Source organism: Streptomyces sp. NPDC004610, from assembly GCF_040609715.1.
Classification (GTDB): domain Bacteria; phylum Actinomycetota; class Actinomycetes; order Streptomycetales; family Streptomycetaceae; genus Streptomyces.
Genome location: NZ_JBEXLA010000020.1, coordinates 35,354 through 48,485, shown reverse-complemented (window position 1 = coordinate 48,485; position 13,132 = coordinate 35,354). Strand labels below are relative to the sequence as shown.

Annotated in this window: 7 protein-coding genes; 5 read left to right on the top strand and 2 right to left on the bottom strand. The window is 69.6% G+C overall.

The annotated features are described in order from the left end of the window. The first annotated feature begins 292 nt into the window (after positions 1-292). Positions 293-952, top strand: a complete 660-nt coding sequence (locus ABZX40_RS22455; RefSeq protein ID WP_355741115.1) for a tetratricopeptide repeat protein — start codon at positions 293-295, stop codon at positions 950-952. Positions 953-1,133: 181 nt separating this feature from the next. Here the strand turns inward: ABZX40_RS22455 and ABZX40_RS22450 are convergent, their stop codons facing one another. Next, positions 1,134-1,373, bottom strand: a complete 240-nt coding sequence (locus ABZX40_RS22450) for a hypothetical protein (RefSeq protein ID WP_355741117.1) — start codon at positions 1,371-1,373, stop codon at positions 1,134-1,136. Between the two features lie 900 nt (positions 1,374-2,273). On the opposite strand from ABZX40_RS22450, the gene ABZX40_RS22445 reads away from it, so the two are divergent. Together ABZX40_RS22445 and ABZX40_RS22440 are read left to right on the top strand one after the other, a co-directional pair. Next, entirely contained in the window at positions 2,274-8,567 is a 6,294-nt protein-coding gene (locus ABZX40_RS22445; protein ID WP_355741119.1) for a DNRLRE domain-containing protein, read from the top strand. A gap of 103 nt (positions 8,568-8,670) precedes the next feature. Then, the gene (locus ABZX40_RS22440) at positions 8,671-9,195 is read left to right on the top strand and encodes a hypothetical protein (RefSeq protein WP_355741121.1); all 525 of its coding nucleotides are present in this window, start codon (positions 8,671-8,673) and stop codon (positions 9,193-9,195) included. A gap of 48 nt (positions 9,196-9,243) precedes the next feature. Here the strand turns inward: ABZX40_RS22440 and ABZX40_RS22435 are convergent, their stop codons facing one another. Next, on the bottom strand, positions 9,244-9,528 hold the full coding sequence (locus tag ABZX40_RS22435) for a hypothetical protein (protein ID WP_355741122.1): 285 nt from the start codon (positions 9,526-9,528) through the stop codon (positions 9,244-9,246). Between the two features lie 411 nt (positions 9,529-9,939). Here ABZX40_RS22435 and ABZX40_RS22430 point away from each other — a divergent pair, with 411 nt between their 5' ends. After that, positions 9,940-11,385 carry an amidase gene (locus ABZX40_RS22430; RefSeq protein ID WP_355741124.1) on the top strand — a complete coding sequence of 482 codons (1,446 nt, stop codon included), beginning with the start codon at positions 9,940-9,942 and terminating at the stop codon, positions 11,383-11,385. 145 nt (positions 11,386-11,530) lie between these two features. Further along, positions 11,531-12,769: an alpha/beta fold hydrolase gene (locus tag ABZX40_RS22425; RefSeq protein WP_355741126.1), complete on the top strand. Its 1,239-nt coding sequence runs from the start codon at positions 11,531-11,533 to the stop codon at positions 12,767-12,769. Positions 12,770-13,132: the final 363 nt, after the last annotated feature.

Sequence of the window (13,132 nt, the reverse complement as noted above, 5' to 3'; positions counted from 1 at the left end):
CGTAAGAGTGGCTTATGTCGTGCGCCGCGCCGTTGTCACCATGTCCCGATGAGCGGCTCGCCGGACACCGGTATCCCCGTGCAGAGCACCACGGACGGTGACCCTGCTGTTCTTCTCGCCCTGCACGAGTGGCTGGGGCCGGAGGACGCACTGTGCGGCCGACTATCGCCGCAGTCGTCCCGGAGGGCGGTCGGCGGGGAGGGGAGATGGGCGGGGGCCCGCTCGACGTGCTCGCGCTCGGGAGGAGCCGGGATCACCGTGCGAAGGCCCCGGGGGCGCAACGTCACCGTCGGTGCCCACGGCGTCCGGGAGAACCTGCCCACCCCGATCCGCGAGACCGACCGGCTCGCGCACAGACCCGGGCGGCAGCCGTGACCGGGCTCCCCGACCCGACCCGACCCGTTCCCGCGCCGTACTCGGCGACACCCGGAACGGACCGGTCTTCCGGGTCAAGGCCTTCGCCAGCCTGGCCTTCGCCACGCCGCCCCCGACTCCGCTGTCCCCGGGACCCTGCACCGCCACCGCCGCACCAGCCCTCGGCCATCCCGCCACCAGCACCTCCCTCGCCCAGTACCTTGACGCTCGCCGCTACTTCGACGACTGGATCACCCTCATCACCACCGCCCTGGCCGCCTACCGGGAACTCGGCAACCAGCGCGGCGAAGCCCTGGCACCGAACAACCTCGGCATCGCCCTGCGACAGGTACGGCGGTTCCAAGAGGCCGCCGACGCCCACAGCCAGGATCTGGCCATCTGCCGCGAACTCGGCGACCACCGGGGCGAAGGCGCAGCACTGACCAACCTCGGCAACGCCCTCCACGAGATACGGCGGTTCGGGGAGGCCGTCGACGCCCACACTCAGGCCGCCGCGATCTACCGCGAACTCGGCGATCCGTCCAGGAACGGCTGGCTCGGATGGCCTGCGTGGTTGCGCACAACGATGGCTGGCTGAGACGAAGCCGAGCGACCGACGCTGATTGACCTGGGCCGGGGCGAGCGCTGCGGGTCCAGCCAGCGGCACCGGCCCAGGGTGTGGACCCGTGCGGCGGCTGGGTCGGTGGTGCCCCTTCCCGCCCGAGTCCGGCTCGGCCGGTGGCGGCGGCCATGGCGAGGTTGGAGCATGTGCAGGCCCATCAGGCGGCGTGTGTTCCGCAGGGCTGCTGCTGTTCCTGTTCGGCGTCGTAGAAGACGGCCTGGTGCTCGGCGAGGAAACGTGAGGCCGCGTCCACACCCAGGGCACGCAACCCGCTGGTGTCCTCCCGCACGAGCCGGGCAAGGTAGTCCCCGATGCTCAGCCCGAGCTCGGCGGCACGCTTCCGCGCGAGCTCCGCGACTTCCTCGTCCCCGCGCACGCCCATTTGCGTCTTCGCCATACCACCCTCGCCATACCACCCATGGCAACAGCCGTTACCAAACGGTGGGCGGAGAGAACGGTCCGGCTGACATCCGCAGGCGCCTGGTGCCCCGAGCCCGGCAAGGCCGTCCCGCGACTGCGGGAGACGCCCGCCTTGCCGCGCGGCCCGCCCGGCCCCCTGCGGACAGCCGTCGGGACCGCCGTTGCCGGATCGGCGGTTTCAATACGGGCAGAGTGGATGCGGCTCTCTGAATTTCAAATTCAGGCGGCACAGCTCCGCCCATTGCCGCCGTTCAGTCTTTTTGGTGTTTGTGGACGAGCCAGACGGCGAGGAGTGATCCGGCTGCCGGTGGGATGAAGTTGAGTGATGCTCTGAGGCCCCATTGTGCGGCGGTGAAGAGTGCGGCGAGGTGGATGAGCACCGCGATTGTCGAGACGAGGAGTAAGGGGCCTCTGGCGAGCATTATGCGTCTTTTCTGGGTGGGGCTGGCTTTGCTTGGTATTTACCGGGAGGGTCAGCATGCCGCGTGGTGGTTGTGTGCGCAACAACAGGTTGTTGCAGGGCCTGAACCGGTGACCCCGTATGCCCCTTTGCGGAGACATTGCGAATCTGAGGTTGATTGCCGCCGAGCAGGGTAAACGCGGATGTTTCCGTGCCGCGCGTACTGGCTGATTCTTTTCGGTTTGGCTCATTAGCTTCACCGGCTGCATACACCGGGTTTTGTATACGTTACGAGCTGTGATGGACATCACCAGGAGTCTGGGCTGCCATCGCTGTCCGAATTGGATTCTTTGATGATCTTTGCGATCTTGTGTTCCGTGGTTACTTTTCGATTCGTTTACAGCTCCTGCATGCGTGGAAGAAAAGGAGTGGCTTGTGAGACCCGAAGAGTTTCCCTCTCCCGAGGAGAGAGGGCGGATGTGGCATGAGAAAAGCAGAAGCATCCGCTGGATAGCGGGCGGGCTCGCTGTTCTGCTGTCGGTTTCCCTGATGGAAAGCGCGGCGGTGGCCGCAGCGCCGGAACAGGCCGGTACGGCGGCGGGTGAGGAGAAGAAGAAAGCTGTCACGTCCGCGGCGGACATTCCGTCGGCGAAGGTCGCGGCCCGGTTGTCCGGGCAGCGGGTGGAGGCGCTCAGTGAGCGTACGGAGACGTCGACGACGTGGGTGAACAAGGACGGCTCGCTGACGACGGAGCTGTCGGCGGGGCCGGTGCGTTTCGAGCGGGACGGGAAGTGGGTGAACGTCGATGTCGGCCTGCGGGAGACATCGGACGGGAGCGTGGAGCCGGTCGCGCATCCGGGTTCGCTGAGGCTGGCGGGCCGTACGGGGACGCCGGCGGCGTCGCTGGCGGCGGCCGGGCGGGCGAAGCCGGTGGACCTGGTCACACTCGGAGAGGGCGACCAGCAGATCACCCTCCAGTGGAAGGGCGGTCTGCCCGAGCCGGTGCTGGACGGCACACGCGCCACGTATCCGGAGGCGGTACCGGGCGCGGATGTCGTGGTGGAGGCGACCCGGACCGGGTTCGAGCAGTTCGTCGAGATCAACGAGCGTCCCACCACGGACGCCTACTCCTACACGCTGCCGCTGAAGGCCAAGGGCCTGAAGGTGAAGCAGCTCGCCGACGGCAGTGTCCAGTTCACCGACAAGAAGAACAAGCGGCGGGCCGTCATGCCCGCGCCGGTGATGTGGGACGCGACGGTCGACAAGCGTTCCGGTGAGCACACCCGCAGGGTGCCGGTGGCGATGAAGGTGGTGCAGAAAGGTTCCGGCGTCGATCTGGTGATGACCCCGGACGCCGCCTTCCTCAAGGACCCGGAGACGAAGTTCCCGGTGACGGTCGACCCGTCGACGTCGGCGCTGGGCAATGTCTTCGACACCTATGTGCAGCAGGGCGAGACGGTCGACTGGTCCACGGACACGGAGCTGGACCTCGGGAACCCGGGCACGACCAACGCGAACGGCACGCCGCGTACGGCACGGTCGTTCATCTCCTGGAACACCTCGCCCATCCGGGACGCGCTGGTGACCGGTGCGACGCTGAGTCTGTTCAACTTCCATTCGGGCAACACCGATTGCACGGCCCAGTCGTGGCAGGTGTGGTCGGCGGGAGCCGCGTCCACGTCGTCGCGGTGGACCGCGCAGCCCGCGTGGACCGCGCAGCGGGCCACGTCGACGCAGACCCGCGGTAACCCGGCGTGCACGGCGGCGCCGGACGGCTGGATCACCGCGGATGTGACCACCCTCGCCCAGGAGTGGGCGTCGGCCGCCGCGACCCGGGGGCACATGGGGCTGCGGGCGGCGAGTGAGACGGTCGTCGCGCAGTGGAAGCGGGTCAATTCCGCGAACGCGGCGTCGAATCCGCCGAAGCTGTCGGTGACGTACAACTTCCGGCCGAAGACGGGCACGAAGCAGGAGGCCGGGCCGCCGTTCTTCTCCTACAGCGGCGCCTATACGGTGAACACCGTGCGGCCGGTCCTGCGGGACACGTTCGTCGACGCGGACGGCGACAGGGTCAACGGCACCTTCCAGATCTACGACTCGACCGGCACCACCCAGGTCGGCACCAACATGGTGTCTCCCTATGTGGCGTCCGGTTCGGCGGCGTCGGTGACCGTCCCGGCCGGGGTCCTCACCAACGGCACCACCTACCGCTTCCGCACCAGCCCCTACGACGGCACCCACTACAACACCGGCTGGTCGGCGTGGAAGACGTTCACCGTCGACACCGCCGCCCCCTCCGCCCCGCCCGCGGTGACCTCCACCGACTACCCGTCCGGGCAGTGGGTCAAGGGCGCCGGGCAGGCGGGCACGTTCACCGTCACCCCGCCCGCCGCCGACCACCAGTGGCTGGAATGGTCCCTGGACGGCGTGACCTGGACCAAGGTCACCACCGGCGGCGCCACGGTCGACAAGACCATCAGCGTCACCCCGCCGAAGAACGGCACCCACACCCTCCAGGTCCGCTCCGTGGACCGCGCCGACAACAGATCCGAGCCCCGCGACTACGTCTTCCACGCCGGGCCCGGCGGGTTCGTCCAGCCCTCCGAGGGCGAACGCACCGCACGCCGCCTCCCGCTGGTCGCCGAGGCCGCCGCGAGCACCTACGACAGCGTCGCCTTCTCCTGGCGCCGCTCCGAGGCCGACCCCTGGGTGCGGATCCCGGCCGGTGACGTCACCTCCGGCGGCACCGCCCTCACCGCCTGGCCCGTCCCCCTGGTCAGCGGGAAGAACGCGCCGCTGGTGTGGAACGCCACCAGCACCGTCGACCCGGACGGCACCGTCCAGATCAAGGCCGACTTCACCGGCCCCGGCTCCGCCGCCTCCTCCACCGCGCCGCTGACCGTGGTCGTGGACCGCAACGCCGACGGCGCCGCCACCACCGACACCGGTCCCGGCTCGCTGAACCTGCTCACCGGCGACTACACCCTCTCCGAGACCGACGCCTCGTTCTTCGACATGTCGGTGACCCGCACCGCCTCCTCCCGCAGCCCGCAGCAGGGCGCCCAGCAGGAGGGCCAGGCGGCGATCTTCGGCAGTGAGTGGGTGGCCGGCACGACAGCTGAGCTGACCGACTCCGACTTCAGCCAGCTGCGCAGGATCTCCGACACCGCGGTGGCGGTGGACATGGCCGAGGGCGATGTCCTGCACTTCACCGCCAACGCGGCCCGCACCGGCTGGATCTCCGAGCCCGGCGCGGAGGACCTCACCCTGACCGGCAGCGTGAGCGCGGCGACGTTCACCCTGACCGACAGCGAGGGCACGGTGACCACCTTCACCAAGCCCACCGGCGGCAGCACCTGGCAGGTCTCCTCCACCCTGCTGAACGGCCTGACGAACTCCACCACCACCGTCATCTCCGAGACGGTCACCACGGGCGGCACGACACTCGCCCGTCCGAAGCGAATCATCGCCCCGACCTCGGCCGTCACCGCCGCCACCTGCGAGGCCACCCCGACCACGAGGGGCTGCCGGGTCCTGGAGTTCGTCTACGCCACCGCCACCACGGCCACCGGCACCGACACCAACGCCCAGTTCGGCGACTACACCGGCCAGGTCCGCCAGATACGCCTGTACTCCACCCAGCCCGGCGCGACCGCGGCCACCGCCACCGTCGTCGCCACCTACCGCTACGACTCCCTGGGCCGGCTGCGCCAGACCTGGGACCCCCGCATCGGACAGCAGGCCCAGACCCAGTACGCCTACCACGAAGGCCGCGTCACCTGGCTGGAACCGGCCGGTGAACAGCCCTACACCTTCACCTACGGCAACGCCGGAACCGGCACCGCCCCCGGCGCGGGCATGCTCCTGAACGTCTCCCGCCCCGCCCTCCAGCAGGGCAGCGCCACCACCACCGACGGCGACGCGGTCACCAGCATCGTCTACGGCGTCCCGCTGACCGGCACCAAGGCCCCCCACACCATGGGCGCCACCACCACGGCCGGCTGGGGCCAGCTCGACAACCCCAGCGACGCCACCGCCGTCTTCCCCCCGGACTCGATCCCCGCCTCCCACGACGGTGACGCCCTCACCTCCGGGAGCTACGGCCGGGCGAGCGTCCACTACCTGAACGCCTCCGGCCGCCAGGTCAACACCGCCGAACCCGGCGGCCACATCAGCACCACCGAGTACGACCGCTTCGGCAACACCGTCCGTGAACTGACCGCCGCCAACCGGGCCCTCGCCCTCGGCACCACACAGGCCCAGCAGGACACCCTCACCGACCTCGGGATCGTCTCCCGCACCTCCTCCGAGCGGGCCCACCTGCTGTCGACGACCTCCCTGTTCAACGACACCGGCACCCGCGAACTGGAGGAGTTCGGGCCACTGCGCCGGGTCGACCTCGGCGAGGACCTCAGGGACGGCACCACCGTCCTGGTCGAGTCCGGCACCTCCGTACCCGCCCGCGCCTGGACGGTCAGGGAGTACGACGAGGGGCGGCCCACCAACGGCACCGCCACCGTCAGGGACCAGGTCACCCTGGAAATCACCGGCGCACGCGTCCGGGACTACTACTCGGTCATGGGTGAGCAGCGCGTCACCGAGTCCCAGTACGACTGGGCGAAGGGCCTGCCCACCCTCGTCATCAAGGACTCCGGCGGGCTCAATCTGACCACGTCCAACGGCTATGACGCCCAGGGCCGCGTCACCTCCCAGTCCCTGCCCGGCTCCACCGGCAGTGACGCCGCGACCCGGATCACGACGTACTGGTCCGGCAGCGGTACCGGCTGGTGCCAGGGCCGCCCGGAGTGGGCCGACGCGGTGTGCTGGACCGGCCCGGCCGGAGCCATCACCGGCGGCGGCTCCAACCCGGCCAACCTGCCCGACACCAGCACCGAGTACGACTACTACGGGCAGCCCGCGACCGTCACCGACACCGCCAACGGCCAGACCCGCACCACCACCATCGTCTACGACGCGGCCGGCCGGCCTGAGACGACCACGATCACGGGCACCCTGGGCCAGGCCGTGCCCGGGTCCACCACCGAGTACGACCCCGCCACCGGCGAGGTCCTCAGAACCGTCTCGACCGCCGGGGGAACCATCACCCGCGCCTACGACACACTCGGCCGTCTCATCTCCTACACCGACGCCGACGGCGGGCAGACCACCACCGAGTACGACCGTCTCGACCGGCCCGTCAAGACCACCGACAGCGTCCCCTCCACAGTCACCTACACCTACGACCACACGGCCGAACCCCGCGGACTGATCACCAGGACCACCGACTCCGTCGCCGGTGACTTCACCGCCGCCTACGACCCCGACGGCTCCCTCACCACCGAGAAACTCCCCGGCGGCTACACCCTGAACGTCACCGAGGACCCCGCCGGCGCGGTCACCTCCCGGGCCTACACCCGCGACAGCGACAGCACCTCCGTCTACACCGACACCGTCACCGAGAACGTCCAGGGCCAGACCACCAGCCACCAGGGCTGGTCCGCCCAGGAGTACACCTACGACAAGGCCGGCCGTCTCACCGGTGTCGACGACACCGTCGGCGAGGTCTGCACCCGCCGCACCTACACCTTCGACCAGCGGGCCAACCGCACCGCGCTGGCGACCTCCACCGAAGCCGCCGGGGCCGCCTGCACTTCCACCGGTGCCACCACCACCACGAACACGTACGACAGCGCCGACCGCCTCACCAACACCGGTTACACCTACGACGCGTTCGGCCGCACCACCGCCCTGCCCGGCAGCACCCTCAGCTACTACACCAACGACCTCGCCCACCAGCAGACCAGCGGCACCACCCGCCAGACCTGGCAGCTCGACGCCGCCCTGCGCTTCCGCTCCTGGACCACCGAGACCGGCAGCGGCACCACCTGGACCCAGACCGCGTCCAAGATCAACCACTACGACGGCGACAGCGACAACCCCCGCTGGATCACCGAGAACACCACCACCGGCGCCCTCACCCGCAACGTCGACGGCACCGGCGGAGACCTCGCCGCCACCACCGGCCAGACCGGCGACACCGTCCTCCAGCTCACCAACATCCACGGCGACATCGCCCTCCAGTTCCCCCTCGACACCACCCAGGCACCCACCGCCCTGGACAGCGACGAGTACGGCAACCCCCGCCCCGACCAGGCAGCCACCCGCTACAACTGGCTCGGCGCGAAACAACGCTCCAGTGAAACCGTCACCGGCCTCACCCTCATGGGCTTCCGCCTCTACAACCCGGCCACCGGACGCTTCCTCTCCCTCGACCCCGTCTACGGCGGAAACTCCAACGCCTACGAGTACTGCAGTGCCGATCCCGTCAACTGCTACGACCTCGACGGCCGATTCGGCTGGGGCAAGATGTTCGACCGTGTGGGGATGGGCCTGTCCGTCGCCGCGATGTTCGGCTGCGGTCCCTGCGCGGCAGGCGCAGCGGTCATCAGCATCGGCCGAGGGGGATACAAGCTCGCCCGCGGGGACCGCTCCGGGTGGATCGACCTCGCGGGAGGCCTCTCCTACGGCGCTGCCAGGGGGGCCAAGTGGGTCGGCAACCGGTGGAGGAACCGCAACATGAAGGCCAGCCCCAAGGGCGTGAGCAACGGCCGGGCACGAGCTCACAAGCGTGCACGCCAGAGGGCAGCCGCCAGGCACAGGAGCTACAACCGGCGCGTAGTACGCCGGGCCAACCGGCTCGACCGCTGGTACGGGTACGGCAGCACCTCCTACTCGCTCTATGGTGAGTACCGCGACTGGCGCCGCCGCTGAGCCGATCAACAGATGACGTAGGAAACACCACAGTGTGACGGGAGGGGCTGCACGCGCAGCCCCTCCCTACCCGCTGATCCGGAACCCGAGAAGAGACTTCCTCATGCCCATCCGCCCACAGAGGCGTATCCCTGATCTGGCGGCCACGGCCGATGCGTTCGCGTCCTGGCTCCTGGACCGTATCGGCGACAGGTTCTACGAGCCTGCCGACCAGTCGGGAACCGAAGAACTCGCGGCTGCCTGGAAGCGCGTCAGGGCAAAGCCAGGACGGCTTTCCACCAAGACCAGCGACGAGTGGAGCCGTATCGAATCGTTCATGGGAGCCACCGGCTTCGGGTGGCTTGTCCTCTCCACGCTCATCGGAGTCCTCTACCTGATCAGCCCCCTCGGCGGATGGGCCGCCACACTGCTGCACAGCGTCATCCTGATCACCGTGTCCCTGACCGCAGGGCTCGCTGCCACCCGCATCGCCGCGCACTACGCGGCCACCGCGGCAATCTCCCAGAACTACGCATCGAACCGGCGCATACGCACCATGACATCGATCCTCCGCAGCCGGACCGTCCTCGCCGTCGCCGCTGTGACCGCAGCCGTTCTGTACATCTCCTTCGGACCGCACCACCCCTGAGAAGTCCTCACCAGGTCAGCCCTGCGAAGTCGATTTCGACATGCCCTGTCAGCGGATGGGCGTGGCGAGCTCGTGGACGATGTCGAGGCAGGTCGAGGCGACCGGGTTCAGGCCGGTGCGGGGCCGCAGGAAGCCGTAGTCGATCGGTGGGGCGTCGTGCAGCGGGACGAAGGCCAGGCCCGGACGGGAGTGGAAGTCCTGGGCGCGCATCACCACCGTGCTGACGCCGACGCCCATGCTGACGTGGACCAGGACCTCGGGCCAGAAGCGGGTGGCCGGCCTCTGCGGGATCGGCCGGCCGGGCGGGGTTCTTCGGGGGAAGCAGTAGTCCATCCAGTATTCGGGGATGTGAACTGGATCTCCACACAGCTGAGTTGTGTGCAATCCAATCGCGGGATGTGTCGTGCGCCCCGTACTGTCCTCCTCGACGAAACCCCCACCGGCCGACGGCAGGACACCCAACGCCTAACCGGGCCCCGTCGGGCCAGTGGTCCCTCTGCACCCCGCAGGACCCGGTCGCCCCCCCCGCTCCACCACGGCACCAACACCCTCGCCGAGCGCGGCGAAAGTGCCGCTTCCCGTAGGCGCGGATTCCCCGCGGCGGCGGCGGACGCCTCCCGGTGGTGCCCCGTGCATCGCAGATTCCCCCGCCCCACCCCTTGCGGGATCGCCGGGCGACAAGGCATGCTCCCGGCATGGTTAAAGGATTTAACTACTTTCGGGTAGGGGGGAAGTGACCGCCCTATGAGCGATCCATCCGAGTTCGACGCGCTGGGTCAGGCAGAGTTGATCCGTAGCGGGCAGGTATCGCCGAAGGATCTGCTGGAAGCCGCCATCGAGCGTATTGACCGGACCAATCCAGAGATTAACGCCGTCATTCACACCATGTATGACGAAGCGCGTTCGACCGCCTCCGGAGCGCTACCCGAAGGGCCTTTCACCGGAGTTCCCTTTCTGCTGAAGGACGGCGGCGGAGTGGGGTACGCCGGGGTGCCGATGACCTCCGCGAGCAGATTCCTCGCGGATTACGTGCCCACCGAGGACGGTGAACTCACCCGCCGCTACAAGGCCGCCGGTCTCGTGGTGTGCGGCAAGACGAATCTGCCCGAGTTCGGACTCCTGCCCACCACGGAACCCGAACTGCACGGGCCCACCCGCAACCCCTGGGACACCGCGCTGTCGGCGGGCGGGTCGAGCGGTGGCGCGGCGGCGGCCGTCGCCGCGCGGATGGTGCCCATGGCCAACGCCAGCGACAGCGGGGGATCGATCCGGGTTCCGGCCGGGAACTGCGGGGTGTTCGGGATGAAGCCCACCCGGCTCCGGATCTCCTCGGCCCGCCGCAGGGCCGGACTCTCCCCCCGGATCGCCGTGCTCAGCGAACACGCGGTGACCCTGAGCGTGCGCGACTGCGCCGCCCTGCTCGACGCCACCGCCGGGCCCCTGCCCGGGGACCCGTACCGGGCGCCGCGGCCCGAGCGGCCGTATCTGGAGGAGACCGGACGCGATCCGGGGCGGCTGCGGATCGTCTTCAGCCGCCGGTCACCCACCGGCTCGCCGCTCCATCCCGACTGCCTCGCGGCTGTCGAGGACGCGGCCCGCCTCTGCGAGGATCTCGGACACCATGTCGAGGAGGGCACGCCCGGACTGGACGCCGCGAGGTTCGGGAGCGCGTTCAGCGCGGTGTCATCGGCCGGGCTCGCCTGGGACGTGGCGCGGATGGAGCGGACCCTCGGCCGGGCGGCCCGTGAAGAGGACTTCGAGGCCGGCACCTGGGCGATGATCCAGAACGGCCGGTCCGAGGCCACCGGACTGGCGGCCTACTTCGACGCCCTCGCCGAGTTGCAGACGCTCTGTGACGGGCTGGCCGCCTTTCAGGAGCCGTACGACGTCTGGCTGACGCCCACCGCGGGGGCGCCCGCGCCGCCGCTCGGCTTCTTCACCTCGCCGCCGGAGGACCCGACGCGCGGACTGCGTGCCTCCGCCGCCTTTCTGCCGTTCACGGTGCTCATCAACGTCACCGGGCAGCCCGCGATGTCCGTGCCTCTTTTCTGGAATTCGGCCGGTGTCCCGGTGGGAACCCATTTCGTCGGCCCCTACGGCGACGAGGGGCTGCTGTACCGGCTGGCCGCCCAATTGGAAGCCGCCCGCCCCTGGGCCGGACGCCTCCCGCCCGTGCTGAACACCCGATAGCCCCGATAGCCCCGATAGTTCGATGGGCCGATAGGTCGATAGCTCGATGGCCGGTTGGCCCGATAGCCCGAGGGCTCATCGCGCAATGAGGCCGAAAGCCCTCGCGGGTTCTTCCGGGACCCGCACGACAACGAGGAGAAAAGCTGTGTCCACCCATACCGAAGCATGGCCGAACCAGCTGATTGCCGGACCCCGCTGGACTTCGCACCAGTTCATCGCCAGCGAAGTGATGGACGACCAGATCAAGCATCAGCTGAGCATGATGTTCTTCGGCATGTCGGATCTGGGCGAGTGCCTTGAGGTCGCCCGGCGGATACGCGTCGACGACGAGGAGAGCTGGATCGAGGCATGGGGTGACCGTGCCCATATGCTCCAGCAGCGCGCCGAGGCAGCGGAGAAGCGTGGCCGGAACGTCTCCGCGGGCGACGCCTATCTGCGTGCCGCCACCTACTGGCGGGCCTCGCTGATGCACTTCAGCCACCCGGAGGATCCCCGGGTCCGCGAGCACGCGATCAGCAGCTACGACTGCTACGACCGCTATCTCGCGCTGTCGGGGTATCCCGGGGAGTTCGTGCGCATACCGTACGAGGGCAGCTTCCTCTTCTCGTATCTCTACCGCAGTCCGGTGGCCAAGGGCCCCGCGCCGCTGCTGATCTTCTTCCAGGGCCGGGACGCCTGGCCGGAGGACACCCGCTGGGTCTACGACGGTGCCATCCGGCGCGGCTACCACTGTCTGTCCGTGCAGTGCCCCGGCCAGGGACTGAGCCTGCGGCTCAACAAGCTGCCGTTCCGGTACGACTGGGAGAAGGTCGTCACACCGATCGTGGACACCGCCGTCACCCTCGACGGAGTGGCCCCGGACCGTATCGGTCTGATGGGACTGAGCTTCGGCGGCTATCTCGCGCCCCGCGCCGCCGCCTTCGAGAAGAGACTCAAGGTGTGCGTCGCCAACCCGGGCGTACTGCACTGGGGGGACGCCATCCGGTCCGGGCTCCCCGACGCGCTCGGCGACGCGCTGGCCGGCGGGCCCGAGGTGTTCAACGGGGCCGTCGCGTCACTGGGCGCCGAGCTGCCGCTCGCGGAGTGGTTCCTGCGTGACTCGGGGTGGAAGCACGGAACCACGACACCGTACGAACTGTTCCAGGCGTTCGACGCCTGCGATCTCACCGACGTCGCGGCCGGGATCGAGTGCGAGACCCTGGTGATGGACGGCGCGGAGGAGCGGTTCTCCACCGGTCAGGCGGAGTTGCTGTACGACGCGCTGACCTGCCCCAAGGAATTCATGCTGTTCGACGAGGACAGCACCGCGCAGCTGCACTGCCAGAACGGCGGGACCGCCACCGCCGCGGAGTTCACCTTCGACTGGCTGGACGGGCGGCTCTAGCGCCCCGCCCCGGGGCCCTTCCCCTCCGCTCCGGCCCCGCCCTCCCCGGCCCGAGGGTCCGTCCCCGGCCCCAGGGTCCGCCCTCCGCTCCAGTCCCGTCCTCCCCGGCTCCAGGGTCCGTCCCCGGCCCTAGGGTCCGTCCTCCGCTCCGGCTCCGTCCTCGGCCCCAGGCTCCGTCCTCGGCCCCAGGCTCCGTCCTCGGCCCCAGGGTCCGTCCCCGACCCAGGGTCCGCCCTCGGCCCCAAGGCCCGTCCCCGGCCCCAAGGCCCACGCCCGCCGCCGACCCCCAGGGCCCACGCCCACCGCCGGCCCCAGGCTCCGGCTTCCCGGACCTGCGCCGTGTGCCCCCGCCGGGAGGGTGCT

What these genes read in the sequence shown, in the direction of transcription:
- ABZX40_RS22445 (WP_355741119.1), top strand. Translation starts at nt 2,274, where the DNA reads ATGTGGCATGAGAAAAGCAGAAGCATCCGCTGGATAGCGGGCGGGCTC.
- ABZX40_RS22440 (WP_355741121.1), top strand. Translation starts at nt 8,671, where the DNA reads ATGCCCATCCGCCCACAGAGGCGTATCCCTGATCTGGCGGCCACGGCC.
- ABZX40_RS22435 (WP_355741122.1), bottom strand. Translation starts at nt 9,528, where the DNA reads ATGGACTACTGCTTCCCCCGAAGAACCCCGCCCGGCCGGCCGATCCCG.
- ABZX40_RS22430 (WP_355741124.1), top strand. Translation starts at nt 9,940, where the DNA reads ATGAGCGATCCATCCGAGTTCGACGCGCTGGGTCAGGCAGAGTTGATC.
- ABZX40_RS22450 (WP_355741117.1), bottom strand. Translation starts at nt 1,373, where the DNA reads ATGGCGAAGACGCAAATGGGCGTGCGCGGGGACGAGGAAGTCGCGGAG.